This is a genomic window from Streptomyces sp. W1SF4, from assembly GCF_003950035.1.
Classification (GTDB): Bacteria; Actinomycetota; Actinomycetes; order Streptomycetales; family Streptomycetaceae; genus Streptomyces; species Streptomyces racemochromogenes.
In genome coordinates this window covers 774467-791627 of record NZ_CP034350.1, presented here as the reverse complement: position 1 = coordinate 791627, position 17161 = coordinate 774467, and the positions used below count along the sequence as shown (strand labels likewise).

Genomic DNA, 17161 nt, shown 5'->3' with positions numbered 1-17161 from the left:
TGCGCCCGCGGCCGGAAAAGGGCCCTCCGGTGGCCGTCGGTCGCTCGTACGGTCGACGTGTGCGAGCCGCGCGCACCCCGGATCCACTCCGTCACCGCGGTCCCCGGCCCGTCCGGGGCACCACTCGAACGAAGGACCCCGTTCCGCACCACGCTTCCCACCCCTCCCGGGGATCGCTACGCTACGTGTCGGTAATGAGCCGGGGGAGGTCCGTTCGCGGACCCGGGGGAGCGGTGGGGACACGACCTGATGACCGAACAGAGCAGCGCGCCGGCGGGGCGCAGCCGCCGTTCCTTCCTGACCCACCTGGTCGCGGCGCCCACGCTGGCCCTGGTGACCCGGGCCGCGGCCGACCTGCTCGCCCCGCAGGCCGCGCACGCCGTCGTACCGTCCCTGCCCGCCATCGCCGACATCGTGGACCTGGGTGACCTGTTCATCCTGGCCGGGGCCCCCACCTCCGCCCTGCTGGCGCTGGCCGTGGAGACGGACGGCACCGTCCGCTTCCGGCTGCCGCGCGAGGAGGTCGGGCAGGGGCTGACCACCGCGGTGGCCATGCTGGTCGCGGAGGAGCTGGACGCGCCGCTGGAGACGGTCCGCGTGGAACTGGACGACGCGCGCCCCGAGCTGCTGTTCAACCAGCTCACCGGCTCCTCCAACTCGATCCGCTCGCTGTACGGGCCGGTCCGCCAGTGCGCCGCCACCGCACGGGCCCGGCTGGTCGCCGCGGCCGCCGCCCGCTGGGGCCTGTCCGCTGCCCGGCTCACCACCGCGAACGGCTCGGTACGGGCCCCCGACGGCCGCACGGCGAGCTACGGGAGCCTCTCGGCGGCCGCCGCCTCGCCCGGCCTGCCCGTCCTCGGCGCCTCCCCCAAGCCGGCGGCCGAGCACGCCCTCGTCGGCACCCCGACCCGGCGGATCGACGCCCGCGCCATGGTCACCGGCGCCCAGAAGTACACCCTCGACCTCGAGGTCCCGGGCGCCAAGCCCTGCGTGGTGCGCCGCCCGCCCTCCGTCGGCGGTACCGTCCGCGCCGTCACCAACCTCGCGGCGGTCAGGGCCATGCCGGGCGTGCTGGACGTGGTCACCGTCAAGACCGGCGTCGCCGTCGTCGCGGAAACGTTCGGGCAGGCCCTCACCGCCAAGGCCGCACTCACCGTCGACTGGGGCCCGGGTCCGGCCGACCAGCTCTCGGACGCGCAGATCCGTACGAAGCTGCGCGCCGCCACCCCGCCGCTGCTGGTGCCGCCACTGCTCACCCCGTACGTGGACGCCGAGTTCGACTTCGCCTTCGTCAGCCACGCCCCGATGGAGACCAACTCCGCCGTCGCCGACGTCCGCGATGACCGGGCCGAGATCTGGTCCGGGCTCAAGTCCCCGATCGTCGCGCGGGAGACCATCGCCGCCGAACTCGGACTGCCGCTGGACAAGGTGAAGGTGCACGTGGTCCAGGCCGGCGGCTCCTTCGGCCGGCGGCTGTTCTTCGACGCCGCCCTGGAGGCCGCCCGGGTCTCCAAGGCCTGCCGCCGGCCGGTGAAGCTCATGTGGACCCGCGTGGACGACACCCGGCACGGCCGGATGCGCCCCGCCACCCACCACCGGATCAGGGCCACCCACCTGCTCGGCGAGGTCCTCAGCTTCGAGCACCGGGTCGCCGCCGCCGAGACCGACTTCCGGCACGGGCTCGGCGAGATCATCACCGCCACCGCCGCGAGCCTGCCCTCCGGCATCGGCAACGCCACCCTCGCCCAGACCCTGTTCCTCACCACGGTGAAGTCCCCGTACCACTTCGGCCTGACCACCCAGGCCCTGACCGAGGTGCCGACGGGCATCCCCACCGGGTCCTGGCGCTCGGTGTACTCGGCCAACACCCGGGGCGCCGAGGAGGTCATGGTGGACGAACTCGCCGCCGCCACCGGAAAGGACCCCTACCGCTTCCGCCGCACCTTCCTCAGGACCGACGCCCAGCGCGCGGTGCTGGACAAGGCGGCCGCCGAAGGGGAGTGGGGGCGCGCCATGCCGGCCGGCTGCGCGCAGGGCATCGCCTTCCACGAGGAGTACAAGTCGCGCACCGCCTGCCTGGTGGAGATCGACGCCCGCGACCCGGAGCGCGTCCGCGTCACCAAGGCGGTCATCGCCGTCGACGTGGGCCTGCCCGTCAACCCGCGCGGACTGGAGGCCCAGATGATCGGCGGTCTCACCGACGCGATCTCCACCACCCTGCGGGCCGGGCTGCACCTGGACAAGGGGCTCCCGCTGGAGGGCAGTTACAGCCAGTTCCACTGGGCGCGGCAGCGCGACACCCCGCGTGACGTACGGGTCTTCGTGCTCCCGGCCACCGGCACGGAGCCGGGCGGCGCGGGCGAGCTCGGAGTGCCCGCGGCCGTGGGGGCCATCGCCAATGCCTGGGCCCGGGCCACCGGTTCCAAGCCCCGCAGCTTCCCCCTCGACTTCGACGTCGACTTCACCCCCTACCCGCGCTGACCGCTGGAGTACGCCGCCGTGCCTCTGCACACCTTCATCGTCAACGGCCGGAGCGTCACCGTCGACGCGCCCGACGACCTGCCCCTGCTGTGGGTGCTCCGCGACATGCTGGGCGTCACCGGCCCCAAGTACGGCTGCGGGGTGGACGTCTGCAAGGCCTGCACCAGCCACCTCGACGGGGTCGACGTCCGCCCCTGCGTGGTGCCCGTGTCCGCCTGCGCGGGCAAGCGGGTCACCACCATCGAGGGGCTCGCGGACGGGGACCGGCTGCACCCGGTCCAGGAGGCCTGGCTCGAACAGGACGTCGCCCAGTGCGGCTTCTGCCAGCCCGGCCAGATCATGGCCGCGGTGGCGCTGCTGAAGCGGACGTCCTCGCCGACCGACGAGGACATCGACGCCATCGCCAACATCTGCCGCTGCGGCACCTACTTCCGCATCCGCGAGGCCATCCGCGCCGCGGCCGCCAGGATGTGACGGCCGCGGCGCGGGCGGGGAGGGAGGGACCGCCGGAGCAGGGCTGACGGGTCAGGGCTGACGGGTCAGGCCAGCAGCTTCTGCTTCGCCCGCTGGAACTCCTCCTCGCTCAGCTCGCCCCTGGCCTTGAGCTCGGAGAGCCGGAACAGGTCGTCGGCGCCCGACGTGCCGGGACCGTCCGAGCCGGCCGTCTCCCGGATGTAGGCGTCGAAGGCCTGCCGCTGTTCCTGCGTGTGCTTGATCTCCCGCCTGCCCATGTCCCGGCCGCGGGCGATGACGTACACCAGCACGCCCAGGAACGGGACGAGGAGCAGGAAGAGCAGCCAGGCTGCCTTGACCCAGCCGCTCATGTCGTGGTCGCGGAAGACGTCCACCACGATCCGGAAGAGCAGGATCAGCCACATCACCCACAGGAAGACCCACATCACGGTCCAGAACGCGCCCAGCACCGGGTAGTCGTAGGCCAGGTCGACAGCTGCGTACACGGCCGTCTCCTTCCGTCGAGGCGGTCGCCGGGTCCGGGAGGACCGCGCGGCGGCCGACCCGATCACCATCGCAGCGCCCCCGCAAGATCGCCACTGGGCCGTACGGCGCAACGCCCCGCCCCGGGACACAGGCTGCAAGCGCCCGTTATCCAGTTGAAATGGATGATTATGCCGGAATGAGGCGAATCAATGCGAAACGCGTGCTGGTCGGTGAACCCCTCGACACCGCGCGCCTGGGCGAGACCCTGCTCCCCAAACGGCTCGCACTGCCCATCTTCTGCAGCGACCCGCTCTCCTCCGTGGCCTACGCCACCGAGGAGATCCTGCTGATCCTCGCCCTCGGCGGAGTCGCCCTGCTCCACCTCACCTGGTACGCGGCCGCCGCCATCGTCTTCCTGCTGGTCGTCGTCGTGGCCTCCTACCGGCAGACCTGCCACGCCTACCCGGGCGGCGGGGGCGCCTACGTCGTCAGCTCCGAGAACCTGGGACCGACCGCCGCCCTCACGGCCGCCAGCGCCCTGCTCGTCGACTACGTCATGACCGTCGCCGTCTCCGTCGTCTCCGGCGTCGCCGCCATCACCTCGGCGATCCCCGCCCTCAGCGACCACGAAGTCGCCCTGTCGGTCGGCTTCGTGGTGCTGCTCACCCTGATGAACCTGCGCGGCGTACGCGAGTCCGGGCGCGTCTTCGCCGTCCCCACCTACGGGTTCGTCCTCGTCATCTACCTGATGTTCGCCGTCGCCGCCGTCCGGCTCGCGACCGGCGACACCATCCGGGCCGAGTCCGCCCACCTCCCGATCACCGCCGCCGGCACCTACACCGGCCTCGCCGTGGTGCTCCTCGCGATGCGCGCCTTCGCCTCCGGCTGCACGGCCCTCACCGGCGTCGAGGCCATCAGCAACGGCGTCCCCGCCTTCCGGAAGCCCAAGGCCCGGAACGCCGCCACCACCCTGGCCGCCATGGGCGCGCTCTCCGTGACCATGTTCGCCGGCATCACCGTCCTGGCCATGGTCTACCAGGTGCACGCGGCCGCCGACCCCACCGAACTGGGCCTGCCCCCCGGCACCCCGATGTCCACCGCGCTCGCCCAGATCGGCCGCGCCACCTTCGGGAGCTGGCACTTCCTCTTCTACCTGCTCCAGGCCGTCACCGCCGGCGTCCTGATCCTCGCCGCGAACACCGCCTTCAACGGCTTCCCGATGCTGGCCTCGATCCTCGCCAGGGACCGGTACGCCCCCCGCCAGCTCTTCAACCGCGGGGACCGGCTCGTCTACTCCAACGGCGTCGTCCTGCTCGCGCTCGCGGCCATCGCGCTGATCGTCGCCTTCGACGCCGAACTCACCCGGCTCATCCAGCTCTACATCATCGGCGTCTTCGTCTCCTTCACCCTCTCCCAGTCCGGGATGGTCCGGCACTGGCGGCGCGAACTCGCCTCACCCGCCACGCCCCGGTCCGAACGCGTCCACATCCACCGCCGCCTCGCCATCAACGCCGTCGGCGCCGTCATGACCGCCCTGGTCCTCGTCATCGTCCTGATCACCAAGTTCACGCACGGCGCCTGGCTGGTCGTCATCGCGATGCCGGCCCTCTTCCTCGGCATGAAGGGGGTGCGCCGCCACTACGACCAGGTCGCCCGCCAGGTGGCCGTGGCACCCGGGGTCAGACCCCGCATGCCCTCCCGCCACCACGTCGTCGTCCTCGTCGCCAACGTGCACGCCCCGACCCTGAAGGCCCTCGGCTACGCCCACGGGCTGCGGCCCGACACCCTCACCGCCCTGTCCGTCGCCGCCGACGAGGAGGACGCCCGGCGGCTGCGCGAGGCCTGGGCCGAACACGACCCGGGCATCCCGCTCAAGGTGCTGCACTCACCCTACCGGGAGGTCATCGGACCGGTCATGCAGTACGTGGAGCAGGCCGCGGCCGCCGAGGGGACGGACGCGCTCTCGGTGGTCATCCCGGAGTACGTGGTCGGGCACTGGTGGGAGCAGCCCCTGCACAACCAGAACGCGCTGCGGCTCAAGGCGCGGCTGCTGTTCACCCCGGGGGTCGCGGTGATCGACGTGCCGTACCTGCTGGAGTCGGCCCGCCAGGGGGAGCCGCAGGCGCCGTAGCCCCGGCGGGGGAGGGGCCCTGGGCCGCCGCCGCGTGCGCCAGGGCCAGTTCCACCACGTGCGCCGGGTCCGAGAGGGCGCGGCCGGTGAGCCGCTCCAGGCGGCGCAGCCGGTTCGAGACGGTGTTGCGGTGGCAGTAGAGCCGCTGGGCGGCGTGCGTGGTCGAGCCCTGGCAGGCCAGCCAGGTGCCCAGCGTGGTCAGCAGCAGCCGGGCGTCCTCCGCGGGCAGTTCCAGCACCGGCCCCAGCACCACCCGCCGCAGCCGGGCGGCGAGTTCGGGATCGGCCGCCACCAGCGCGGCCGGGAGCCGCTCGTCCAGCAGGGCGGCGCCGGGCGCGGCGGACGGCGGGGCGGTGCGCAGGGCCAGGACCGCCAGCCGGCGGGCCCCGGCCAGCTCGGCCGGGGTGGCGACCACCGGGCTGATCCCGGCCCGCACGGCGAGCGGGGCCAGCAGCGCCCGCAGGGACTCCAGCGGCTGGTGGCCCAGGTCGGCGAGGCCCGTCTCCCCGTCGGCCCGTACCCGCCACCACAGCCGGGCGGAACCGCTCCCGCCGGACCCCGCCCCCGCCCCGCCCTGCCCGCCCAGCCCGCCCGGTCCGCCTGGCCCGCTCGGCCCGCCCGGCCAGCTCAGCCCACCCGGCCCACCAGGCCCGCTCAACCCGCCAGGCCCGCTCAACCTGCCAGGTCCGCCCGGCCCGCCCGGTCCGAGCGCGATGACCGCGAAGCGGCCCCGCTCCGGCAGCCCCAGCTGCGCCGCCGCCTCCGCCACCGGGCCCGAGCCGTCGAACAGCGCGTCCAGCAGGGCGGCCCGGCGCTCGCGTTCGCGCCCGCCCCGCTCGGCCTCGGCCGCCCGGTACGCCTCCGAGGCGGCCTCCGTCATCTGGTCCAGTACGTCCCACAGCGCGCCCGCCCCCGGCAACAGCCGCGGCAGCGCGGCCCGGTCGTGCGCCGCCACCGCCTCGGCCAGGCTCTGCCACAGCAGCCGCCCCCCGTACCGGTAGGTCCGCCGCAGCGAGTCGAGCGGCAGCCCCTGCCCGGCGCGCAGGGCGCCGGTGGCGCGGGCGCCGGCCAGCTCCACGGGCAGCCCCCGGGAGCTGCGGACCAGGCCCTCGACGGCCTGGTGGAGGGTGTGGTGGATCCGCTCGCGCAGTTCGGCCCGCCCGGTCAGCGCGGCGTAGGCGGGATCCTCGGTCAGCGTCCGGTCGGTGAGCCGGTCCGCCGCCACGGCGAGCCGGCGGCTCAGGTCCTCGCGTATCTCCTCGATGATCCGGTCCATGACGGGCAGGGTGACACGGCGGACGCCGCCGTGGGGAGGCTTCGGAGGCCGTGGCCCGGTCCGTCGGCGGCGCAGAGTACTGTGGGTGCAGTGCTTACGGGCACGCCTCCCCGCCACCGCACCTCCCGGGAACGCACATGCGCCAGAATCCGCAGCGCCGAGCCGCGCTGCTCGACGCCGCCATCGAGGTACTGGCCCGCGAGGGCTCCCGCGGCCTGACCCTGCGCGCCGTGGACGCGGAGGCCGGGGTGCCGACCGGCACCGCCTCCAACTACTTCGCCAACCGCGGGCAGCTGCTGGTGCAGATCCTGCACCGCACCCGCGAACGCCTCACCCCGGGACCGGAGGAACTGGACGGCCCCCTGGACACCAAGGTGCTGCTCGGCCGCCTCCTCGGGCGGATCCGCCGCGAGCGCAGCGTCCACACCGCCGTGCTGGAGCTGCGCCTGGAGGCCACCCGCAGGCCCGAACTCCAGGCCGAGCTGTCCGCGTTCCTCGCCAAGGAGCTGGAGGAGAACATCGCCTGGCACCTGGACGCGGGCCTGCCCGGGGACCGGATCGGCGTGGCGCTGGTCTACTTCGCGATGCAGGGCCTGATCGTGGACGACCTCACCATCCCCGCCCTGATCGAAGCCCACCCCGTGGACGACCTGCTCGGGGTGATGGTGGAGCGTCTGCTTCCGGAGAGGCCGGCCGACTGACCGAAGCCGGCCCGACGGGGTGGGACGGGTGTTCGGCGGGCGTCGGACGGGGGCCCGATTTACAGGCTTGATCAAAAACGAACGGGTTCCGGCCAAGGTGTCGCGCGGTACCGCGCATGTTCCAGCGGAAAATGCCAGAACCCCCTTCCACAGTGTGGAACTTGAGTAAGTTCCCTCCTGTCACGCCGTACGACCGTGCGACCAGCACGTCCGGCCGGGAGGGGAGCCCGCGTGCCTGGGATCGACGAATGCCTGCTCGAAGCCATGACCCTGCCCGGTGCGCGGGGCGCCGCGCTCGTCGACTGGAGCAGCGGACTCGCCCTGGGCACCGCCGGGGACTCGCCCGTCGGAGACCATGAGACCACGGCCGCCGAGACCGCGGAACTGGCCCGGGCGGCAGCCGAGTACGAGTCCTTCGCTCCCGGCCCGGACGACGCGGGCGCCCCCGGCCCGCCCGTGGAGGACCTGATCGTCACCACGCGCACCGGTTACCACGTGCTCCGCTTCGTCGAGACCAGCTTCGACAGCAGCGTCTTCCTGCACCTGTGGCTCGACCGCACGGACGGCAACCTCGCCCTCGCCCGGCACCGACTCCGCGCCCTCGCCGAAGGACTGGTCCTGAGATGACCGCCGCCACCGCCGCCACGACCGCGGTCTCCCCGCTCCTCACCCGGCTCGCCGCCGAACGCGCCACCGGCGCCCTGCTGCGCGACCGGGGCACCCTCTTCCTGGAGGACGGCCGCGTCGTGCACGCCGAGAGCCCCTCCACCCCGGGCCTCGACGTCCTGCTCACCACCGGCGGGGGCCTCGCCCCCGAGCGCTGGACCGAGGCCGTGAACGAGGCCGGCGCGCGCCGGCAGGTCGGCCGCTTCCTCGTGGACAACGGCCGGCTGGCCGGCGGCGAACTGGAGATCTGCCACCTCGCGGCGATCTTCGACGCGGCCTTCTTCGCGCTCTCGCCGGGCAGCGGCCCCTCGCGGTTCCGCCGCGGCGCCACCCACTGGATCGGCTCCGTCCGCTCCGTCCCGGCGGCGGCGGTGGAACGGGAGACCTGCCGCCGCCGGGAACTGCTGGACGCGGTGTGGCCCTACCCGCTGCTCGACATCTGCCCGGTGGTGCCGCGCGCGGCCGCGCCCGGCCAGACCGTCACCGCCCGCCAGCGGATCCTGCTCGAACAGGCGGACGGCGTGCGCACGCCGGCCGACCTCGCGTGGGTGCTGGGCCGGCCCGCCTTCCACACCCTGCTCGAGGTACGAAGACTCGCCGCGGCCGGCCTCGTCGAGACCCCGCACCCGTCCGCGCCGGTCCCCGCGCCGCCGCCCCCCGAACCCCTGCCCGACTGGATGACCCAGGTCCAACCCCCGGACGTGGCACTGCTCCGCCGGTTACGCGACGCACTGGAGGCAAGCCTGTGAGGCTCCCGCTCCGACCGGTCCTGCGAGCCGACCGCTCCGAGCGGAGGCAGCCCGAGGAGGGGCGGCCCGAGGAGAGGCGGCCCGAAGAGAGGAAGGCCGACATGAGCCCGCCGATGGTGCCCGCCGAGGCCGAAGCCGACATACTCGCCGAACTCCGCCGGCTGCGGGCCCGCGTCCCCCAGCTCACCGGGGTCCTCGCCGCGAGCGCCGACGGTCTGGTGCTCGCCCAGGAGAGCGCCGCCGGCGAGGCGGAGTCCCTCGCGGCCCTGACCGCGGCCGCCCTGGGCGTGGCCCAGCGGCTCAGCGACTGCACCGGCCAGGGCGGCTTCCGCGAGCTGCTCGTACGCGGCGAGCACGGATACGTCGCCACCTACGCCGCGGGGGACGCGGCCGTCCTCACCCTGATCGCCGAGCCGCGCGTCAACGTCGGCCGCCTCCACCTGGAGGCCCGGCGCTCCACCCTGCGCATCAGCGAGCTCATAGACCACCGCCTCGGCCGCCGCGGCCCCGCGCTGCCGCCCCCGGGCGCCGCGCCCCCGGGCCGGGAGCCGGACCGTCCCTGACGTCCATCGCCAGCACACCGGTAATACGCGAAAGCAAATGATCCGGCCCGTGTCAGTGCGGGCCACTGCGGAAAGAGGAAGAATTCCATGATCAACGTGGAGACCGCTCTCAAGGAAGCCGCCGGCATCGAGGGCACCCTCGGCGCGGCCCTGGTCGACTACGGCAGCGGCATGCCGCTGGGCACCGTCGGCGGGAACAAGGACCTGGACCTCTCGGTGGCCGCCGCCGGCAACACGGACGTGGTCCGGGCCAAGGTCCGCACGATGGAGATGCTCGGCCTGAAGGACGAGATCGAGGACATCCTGATCACGCTCGGCAACCAGTACCACCTGATCAGGCTGCTGAAGGGGCGCAGCGGTGAGGGGTTCTTCCTCTACCTCGCGCTCGACCGCGGACGGGCGAACCTCGCGATGGCCCGGCTCCAGCTGAAGAAGATCGAAGCCGAGCTGGACATCTGACCGCGGCCCCGGGGCCGTGACGGCGCGGTGGCGGGCGGCGGAATTCTTTGCCGTCCGCCCCGGCGGACCTAGGCATATGTCCGAGATGGGCAGACTTTATCATCCTGTTACAGAGTAAGATGCTGTAATCAGCTGATCTTCAAACCCGTCGATAAAGCCAAAAACGCTGGAGAACCCGCCACCCATGCCCCCGCGCCTGAGCATCGTCGTACCCGTCTACAACGTCGAGCTCTATCTCGACGAGTGCCTGGAATCCATAGCAGCGCAGACGTTCGCCGACTTCGAGGTCGTGATCGTCGACGACGGGTCCACCGACACCAGTGCTGTGATCGCCAAGGCCTTCGCTGAGCGTGACAAGCGCTTCCGGGTGGTCCTCCAGGAGAACGCCGGCCTCGGCGCCGCACGGAACGTCGGCTTCCGCCACGCGACGGCGGGCAGCGAGTACATCGCCTTCGTCGACAGCGACGACACCATGCCGACCTACGCCTACCAGCGGATGATCGACTCCCTCGACGAGACCGGCTCGGACTTCGCCGCCGGCAACGTCACCCGTTTCCGGTCCGTCGGCATGCAGCAGTCGTGGGGCCACCGGGTCGCATTCGCGAACGACCGGCCCAAGACCCACATCTCGAAGTTCCCGGCGCTGGTCACCGACCGCACCGCGTGGAACAAGGTCTACCGCCGCAGCTTCTGGGAGGAGCACGGCTTCCAGTACCCCGAGGGCATCCTCTACGAGGACGCCCCCGTCAGCATCCCCGCGCACTACTTCGCCAAGAGCGTCGACGTCATCAGCGACGTCGTCTACCACTGGCGGGTCCGCGAGACCGGCGAGCGCTCCATCACCCAGCGCTCCACCGACCCGGTCTCCGTCATCGACCGCGTCACCTCGGTCCGGCTGGTCCGCGAGGCCCTGCTCGCCAAGTCCGGCGAGAAGTACGCCCGCTACCTGCGCGACTACGACCACAACGTGCTCAGCGAGGAACTGCCCCTCATCTACAAGTACGTCGGCGAGGGCGGCCCCGACTTCCGCGCCGCCTTCGTCAAGGAGGTCGGCGGCCTCGTCCGGGAGATCGGCACCGAGCCGTGGTCCGAGCTGACGGTCGCCGACCGGCTCAAGGCCTACCTGGCCCGCGAGGGCCGCGTCGAGGAGTTCATCGCCCTCACGCGCCACCAGCGCGACTTCAGCTACAGCGTCCCGGTCAAGGGACTGGCCCGCCCGCAGGCCGACTACCCCTTCCTCAAGGCGCCGGTCCCGCCCAAGCTGCTGACCCTCGGCCCGCGCGAGCGCCGCGTCGTCAGCCGCCTGGAGCAGGCGGTCTGGAACGACGGCAAGCTCTACCTGCGCGGCTACGCCGTACCCGGGCACATGGGCGCCGAGAGCCGCCTCGGCTCCCGCAAGGTGCTGGTCTTCCGCGAGCAGGGCAAGCGCCGCCGCACCGTCGTCAGCACCCGCACCGTCGCCTCCCCGATGGCCACGGTGAACACCCCGCACCTCGCCCTGCGGCACGCCGACTGGGCCGGGTTCACCGCCATCGTCGACCCCAGCGTCTTCCAGTCGGGCGGCAAGTGGCACGACGGCACCTGGACCACCTCCATCGCCGTCACCGGTGCCGGCGGCCTGCACCGCGCCCGCCTCAAGGGCGGCGAGCACGACAGCGGCATGGCCCCGCCGGCCTACTGGGCCACCCCCGACGTCCGCATCCTGCCGACCGTCGCGGGCTCCCTCACCGTCCACGTCGAGGTCGTCAAGGCCCGGGTCCTGGACGTCCGCCGCGGCGACGGCACCCTGGAACTCGCCGGCGAACTCGCCGCCGAAGTCGGCGCCGGCGCCACCCTGCACGCCCAGCACACCCGCACCGGCACCGCCGTCAGCGTCCCGCTGACCACCGGCGGCGCCGCGGCCGCCGGCCGGACCGCCTTCACCGCGGTCGTCCCGCTCGCCGAGCTGGGCGCCGTCCCGGCCGCCGAGGCGAAGCCCGGCGTCTGGACCCCCGAGCCGTGGGAGCTCACCGTGGTCCGGGCCGACGGCACCCGCCACCCCCTGGCCCACGACGAACGCGGCGGCTTCGCCGGCCTCGTCGCACCGCTGCCCGGCACCGCGGGGGAGCGCGCCGTCTTCGCCAAGCGCGGCGCCACCGGACACCTCGTCCTCTCCGTCCAGCCCACCCCGCCGCTGGTCGACACCGTCACCGCGCACGACGGCACCCTGACCCTGGCCGGCGTCTTCCACGCCCCGGACGCCCATGCCGACGAGGCGTACGAACTGGTCTTCCACGACCACCACGGCACGGAGTTCTGCTACCCCGTCACCCGCGACGGCGACCGCTTCGAAGCCTCCTTCGAGCCGGTGCTGCCCGAGGCGTACGCCGGCCGCACCACCATCCCGGCCGGCCGCTGGTGGCCCACCCTGCGCCCCGTCTCCCAGGGCGGCACCACCGCGGGCCTGCTCGGCGTCGACCGCGGCGCGCCCGTCCAGCTGATCGCGCCGGCCGTGAACTCCGGTCCGTTCGCCGTCACGGTCCTCGGCCGCCGGATGCGCGTCGAAGCGCGCCTGCGCGACCGCATGGTCCTGGTCAGCGACCCGCTGCTGAGCCCCCACGACCGCTCCCGCCACGCGCAGCGCATCGCCCGCGACGAGACCTACCCGGCCCAGCGCCGCCTGCCGGTCAAGGACATGGTCGTCTACGACACCTTCCAGGGCCACGCCGCCGGCGACTCCCCCCGCGCCATCCACGAGGAGCTCGTGCGCCGGGGCGAGAAGCTGGACCACGTGTGGCTGGTCCGCGACGGCCGCGCCGAGGTCCCGCCGACCGCGCGCGCCGTCCAGTACGACAGCCTGGAGGCCTGGGAGGTCCTGGCCCGCGCCCGCTACTACGTCGTCAACGACAGCGTGCCCTCGCACTTCCTGCGCCGCCCGGGCCAGACCGTCGTGCAGACCTGGCACGGGACGCCGATCAAGCAGATCGGCTACGACTACACGCACGACTACTACACCAGCCCCGAGGTGCTGGAGGGCCTGGAGCACGACAGCGCCCAGTGGACGCTGCTCGCCTCCCCGAGCTCGTACGCCACGCCCGTCCTCCAGCGTGCCCTCGGCTACAAGGGCGAGGTCATCGAGGTCGGCAGCCCGCGCACGGACGCCCTCGTGCGCCCGGACGCCCAGCGGATCGCCGAGGTCCGCAGGCGGCTCGGCCTGCCGGAGGGCAAGAAGGTCGTCCTCTACCTGCCCACCTGGCGCGAGAACCGCGAAGGGTTCTCCGGCGGCTACAAGCTCGACCTGCGCATCGACCTGGACGCGGCCCGCCGCGAGCTGGGCGAGGACCACGTCCTGCTGGTCCGCGGCCACTACCGGGTCAACGAGCAGCTCCGCGACGGCGTGCGCGACGGCTTCGTCGTCGACGTATCGCGCTGGCCGGACACCACCGATCTGCTGCTCGTCGCCGACGTCCTGGTCTCGGACTACTCCTCCGCGCTCTTCGACTTCGCGCTGACCGACCGGCCGATCCTGCTGTTCACGTACGACCTGGAGCACTACCGCGACACCCTGCGCGGCTTCACCTTCGACCTGGAGGCGAAGGCCCCCGGCCCGCTGCTGGCGGACTCGGCGAGCCTGATCGCGGCCGTGCGCGACGCGGACGCGGTGGGCGCTGAGTACGCGCAGGCGCGGGCTGCCTTCCGCGAGGAGTTCTGCGACCTCGACACGGGCCGGGCCGCCGAGCAGGTCGTCGACCGGATGCTCGGGATGTAGCCCGCACGGGTGAACGTACAGACCGGTCCCGCGCCCCCCGATGAGTTTCGGGCGCGGGACCGGTCTGTATGTGAGGACGGCGTTCCCGCCGCCCCCAACCGCCCGGAGGCAGTCATGACCACCCAGGGTTTCACCACGTGCCTGTGGTTCGACGGCGAAGCGGAAGCCGCCGCCGACTACTACCTGTCCGTCTTCAAGGACGGCCGGATCCTGCGGACCGGCCGGTACACCGAGGCGGGCCCGGGGCTGGCCGGGTCGGTGCTGGTCGTGGAGTTCGAGATCAACGGCCAGCGGTTCGTGGCGCTGAACGGCGGCCCCGAGTTCCACTTCACCGAGGCCGTCTCCTTCCAGATCCACTGCTCCGACGAGCAGGAGGCGGACTACTACTACGACACGCTGACCGGCGACGGCGGCCAGGAGTCCGCCTGCGGCTGGGTCAAGGACAGGTTCGGGCTCTCCTGGCAGGTCATCCCGCCCGGCGCCATCGACCTGATCAGCGACGAGGACCCGGGCCGCGCCGCCCGCGCCACGGCCGCCATGCTCCGCATGAAGAAGCTGGACGTGGCCGAGATGCGCCGGGCGGCGGACGCGGGCTAGGCGCCGCGGTACCGCCTAGCGCACGCGCGGGACGTGCTGGGTCACGCAGTGGACGCCCCCGCCGCCCCATGCCAGGGTGCGGGCCGGGGCGCCGACCACCTGGCGGCCCGGGAAGAGCGCGGCGAACTGGGCGAGGGCCGCGGCGTCGGCCGGTTCGCCCGCCGTCGGCACGACGACGCTGCCGCTGGTCTCGTAGTAGTTGGTGTAGCTGAACGTCCGCACCATCAGCCCGTTGTGCCGGAACTGCGGCTGGTGCTGCATCTCCACGATCTGGAAGGGCCGCCCGCAGGCGTCGGTGGCCGCGTCCAGCACCGCCTTGTTGGCGGCCATCCGGTCGTGGTTCGGGTTGGCCGGGTCGGGCTGGGTGTGCAGCAGCAGTCTGGCCGGGCCCAGGTAGGCGGCGACGAGATCGACGTGCCCGTTGGTGATGTCGTCGCCGGCCAGCCCGTACGGCAGCCAGACCACCTTGCTCGCGCCGTACGAGGCCAGCAGCGCGGCCTCGATCTGCGCACGGGTCAGGCCCGGGTTGCGGTTGGGGTTGAGGAGGCACTCCTCGGTGGTGATCAGGGTGCCCTGGCCGTCGGTGATGACGGAGCCGCCCTCCAGGACCATGGCCACGGGCTGGCGGGGGACGCCCAGGTACGCGCAGACGCCGACGGGCAGGAAGTCGTCCTTGTCGTACGGGTACTTCCCGCCCCAGCCGTTGAAGCCGAAGTCCAGGCCGGCCGAGCGGGTCCGCGCGTCGTTCACGGTGAGGACGGGGCCGGTGTCGCGGGCCCAGCAGTCGTTGACGGGGTACTCGGTGACGGTGACCGAGCTGCCGCAGCGGGCCCGGGCCCGGTCCGCCTGTCCCGGCTCGGCGAACATCACGACCGTTTCGTGGCGGGCGACGGCGCGGGCGATGCCGGCCACTCGCCCTGGACCTCGTCGAGCAGCGGGCCCCAGCCGACGTTCCTGTCCCACGGCCAGGCCATGACGCAGGCGGAGTGCGGCTCCCATTCGGCGGGCGCGTGGTAGCGCTCGCCCCCCTTGGCCTGCGCGTCCTCGGCGAAGGCGGGGACCGGGCCGCCGAGGACGGGGTAGGCGGCGGCCGCGAGGGCGGCGGCGCCGAAACCGCGCCGGCTCATGCGTGGCAGGGGCATGACATTTCTCCTTCTGTGGTGGGGAGGGGGCGGGAGGGGCGGGTGTCCGGCGGCGGCCGCCGGACACCCGCCGGGGTCAGCGGGCTTCGGTGACGGGGGCGGCGACGGGCGACGGCGCGGCCCGCTCCTCGTGGACCGCCGCCGCGCGCAGCGTGTCCTGGGGCTTCTTGACGGCGAGGTAGAGCAGGCCGGCGGTGATCACCGCCCCGATGCCCAGCAGGCCGGCCCAGACCTGGTACCAGGGGGCTCCCGCGGGGGCCAGGATCGCTCGCGGCCAGCAGACGTTGGCCACCTCGAAGGCGGTCCAGAGGACGGCCGCCGCGTTGAGGAAGGTGCCCTTGCGGCCGAGCCGGATGTGCCCGGAGGGGACCCACGTACCGCGCAGCCGGGCGATCAGGGCGGCCAGGGTCACCAGGAAGAAGGGCAGGAAGGTGGCCGCGGTGCCGAAGGCGATCAGGCTGCCGATGGCGGTGGCGTTCAGGCCGAGCAGCAGGCCCGTACAGCTGACGAGGGTGGAGGCGACCAGGCCGCCGATGGGTGCCTGGCGCCGGTTGACCCGGCGGACCTGGCGGGAAAAGGGGAACACCCCGTCCCGGGCCAGCGAGTACACCCCGCGGGCGGCGCCGCCCTGGGAGGCCATGGCGCAGGCGAGGAAGCCGACCAGGACCACGGCGACGAAGGGCTTGTCGGACCAGGAGCCGAAGGCCGTGACCACGGCGGTGGTCACCGGGTCGAGGTCCTCGCCGGCGACGACGGCCCGCGGGTCCGGATGGGCCAGGGCGACCGCCATGGCGTTGAGGATGACGACCAGTCCGACGCTGAGCAGGGCCCACCACATGGCGCGCGGCACCTGGCGCCCGGCGTCCTTGGTCTCCTCGGCGGTCGAGACGCAGGCGTCGAAGCCGATGAAGCCCCAGCCGGCGACGGCGAGGACGGCCAGGAAGGCCATCGTGGCCGACCCGCCGGACAGCTCCTCGGCGCCGAGCGTCCGCGTGAACAGGGAGAAGCCGTGCTCGCGGAAGAACAGCAGCAGGGTGAAGCCGACCAGCACGGAGGCGACGGCCTCGGCGGCGATGCCCAGCGACACGAACCAGCTCAGGATCCGGATGCCGTACGCGTTGACCAGCATGCAGGTCACCAGGATCCCGGCGGCGACCGCGACCAGGGCGCCGGGCGTGGGGACGACCCCGATGAGGGCGAAGACCCAGGGGGCCGCCAGGTAGGCCACGGTGGTGTTGCCGAACATCACCGCGAACTGCCAGACCCAGCCGCTCATCCAGCCGAACGAGGGGCCCAGCAGCCGTCTGCCCCACTGGTAGGGGCCGCCGGCCAGCGGCCACTGCGAGGCCAGCTCGGAGTAGACGTTCACCACCAGGCACTGCCCGAGCAGCACGATCGGCAGCGCCCACACCCAGGCCGGCCCGGCGATCATCGTGCCGACCATCGAGACGGCGTAGAGGGCGACCACGGGCGAGACCACGGCGAAGCCCATGGCGATGTTCCCGAGGACGCCGAGGCTGCGGCTCAGCTCCTGCTCGTAGCCCAGGGCGCTCAGGCGGGCGGCGTCGGTGTCCCGCGGGACGTCCGCGCCGGGGGCGAGGGGGGAAAGGTCTGGCATGCGCACCTCTGGGGGAGGGGGAGCACCGGCGCCCGCACCGGGGCGGCCGGGAGTGCTCCGGAACGTAAATCTAACGTTGTTAGGTATCGGG

The 17161-nt window shown here is 73.2% G+C and carries 15 protein-coding genes; 10 read left to right on the top strand and 5 right to left on the bottom strand.

The window, feature by feature from the left end:
* Nucleotides 1-249 precede the first annotated feature (249 nt).
* Nucleotides 250-2481, top strand: coding sequence for a molybdopterin cofactor-binding domain-containing protein (locus tag D1J60_RS03850; protein WP_125820129.1), 2232 nt, complete (start codon nucleotides 250-252; stop codon nucleotides 2479-2481).
* An 18-nt stretch (nucleotides 2482-2499) separates the two neighbouring features.
* Nucleotides 2500-2955: a (2Fe-2S)-binding protein gene (locus D1J60_RS03845; protein ID WP_125594163.1), complete on the top strand. Its 456-nt coding sequence runs from the start codon at nucleotides 2500-2502 to the stop codon at nucleotides 2953-2955.
* 65 nt (nucleotides 2956-3020) lie between these two features.
* Here the strand turns inward: D1J60_RS03845 and D1J60_RS03840 are convergent, their stop codons facing one another.
* A complete protein-coding gene (locus D1J60_RS03840) occupies nucleotides 3021-3440 on the bottom strand; it encodes an SHOCT domain-containing protein (RefSeq protein ID WP_125820128.1) in 420 nt (139 codons plus the stop codon).
* Between the two features lie 176 nt (nucleotides 3441-3616).
* Between D1J60_RS03840 and D1J60_RS03835 the strand changes: the two genes are divergently transcribed.
* The gene (locus tag D1J60_RS03835; RefSeq protein WP_125820127.1) at nucleotides 3617-5551 is read left to right on the top strand and encodes an APC family permease; all 1935 of its coding nucleotides are present in this window, start codon (nucleotides 3617-3619) and stop codon (nucleotides 5549-5551) included.
* On the opposite strand, the gene D1J60_RS03830 is transcribed toward D1J60_RS03835, so the two are convergent.
* A complete protein-coding gene (locus D1J60_RS03830) occupies nucleotides 5475-6827 on the bottom strand; it encodes a helix-turn-helix domain-containing protein (protein WP_125820126.1) in 1353 nt (450 codons plus the stop codon). The genes D1J60_RS03835 and D1J60_RS03830 overlap by 77 nt on opposite strands.
* 137 nt (nucleotides 6828-6964) lie before the next feature.
* On the opposite strand from D1J60_RS03830, the gene D1J60_RS03825 reads away from it, so the two are divergent.
* From D1J60_RS03825 to D1J60_RS03795, 7 genes are all read left to right on the top strand, one after another.
* A complete protein-coding gene (locus D1J60_RS03825; RefSeq protein WP_125820125.1) occupies nucleotides 6965-7528 on the top strand; it encodes a TetR/AcrR family transcriptional regulator in 564 nt (187 codons plus the stop codon).
* A gap of 231 nt (nucleotides 7529-7759) precedes the next feature.
* Nucleotides 7760-8155, top strand: coding sequence for a hypothetical protein (locus D1J60_RS03820; protein ID WP_125599288.1), 396 nt, complete (start codon nucleotides 7760-7762; stop codon nucleotides 8153-8155).
* Complete coding sequence (locus D1J60_RS03815) at nucleotides 8152-8943, top strand: transcriptional regulator (protein WP_125820124.1); 792 nt, start codon at nucleotides 8152-8154, stop codon at nucleotides 8941-8943. The genes D1J60_RS03820 and D1J60_RS03815 overlap by 4 nt, the downstream gene beginning before the upstream one ends.
* 113 nt (nucleotides 8944-9056) lie before the next feature.
* On the top strand, nucleotides 9057-9506 hold the full coding sequence (locus tag D1J60_RS03810) for a roadblock/LC7 domain-containing protein (protein ID WP_125599301.1): 450 nt from the start codon (nucleotides 9057-9059) through the stop codon (nucleotides 9504-9506).
* 87 nt (nucleotides 9507-9593) lie between these two features.
* The gene (locus D1J60_RS03805) at nucleotides 9594-9965 is read left to right on the top strand and encodes a hypothetical protein (protein WP_125599282.1); all 372 of its coding nucleotides are present in this window, start codon (nucleotides 9594-9596) and stop codon (nucleotides 9963-9965) included.
* Between the two features lie 184 nt (nucleotides 9966-10149).
* Nucleotides 10150-13713 (top strand): bifunctional glycosyltransferase family 2 protein/CDP-glycerol:glycerophosphate glycerophosphotransferase, encoded by a 3564-nt coding sequence (locus D1J60_RS03800; protein WP_125820123.1) that lies wholly within the window; start codon nucleotides 10150-10152, stop codon nucleotides 13711-13713.
* 114 nt (nucleotides 13714-13827) lie between these two features.
* Nucleotides 13828-14310: a VOC family protein gene (locus tag D1J60_RS03795; RefSeq protein ID WP_125820122.1), complete on the top strand. Its 483-nt coding sequence runs from the start codon at nucleotides 13828-13830 to the stop codon at nucleotides 14308-14310.
* Nucleotides 14311-14325: 15 nt separating this feature from the next.
* Here D1J60_RS03795 and D1J60_RS03790 read toward each other — a convergent pair whose 3' ends face one another.
* The 3 genes from D1J60_RS03790 to D1J60_RS03785 all read right to left on the bottom strand — a co-directional run bounded on the left by D1J60_RS03790 (nucleotide 14326) and on the right by D1J60_RS03785 (nucleotide 17070).
* Nucleotides 14326-15222, bottom strand: a complete 897-nt coding sequence (locus D1J60_RS03790; RefSeq protein WP_241253126.1) for an agmatine deiminase family protein — start codon at nucleotides 15220-15222, stop codon at nucleotides 14326-14328.
* Entirely contained in the window at nucleotides 15177-15452 is a 276-nt protein-coding gene (locus tag D1J60_RS37895; protein WP_241253125.1) for an agmatine deiminase family protein, read from the bottom strand. The genes D1J60_RS03790 and D1J60_RS37895 overlap by 46 nt, the downstream gene beginning before the upstream one ends.
* A 76-nt stretch (nucleotides 15453-15528) precedes the next feature.
* Complete coding sequence (locus D1J60_RS03785) at nucleotides 15529-17070, bottom strand: APC family permease (RefSeq protein WP_125820121.1); 1542 nt, start codon at nucleotides 17068-17070, stop codon at nucleotides 15529-15531.
* Nucleotides 17071-17161: the final 91 nt, after the last annotated feature.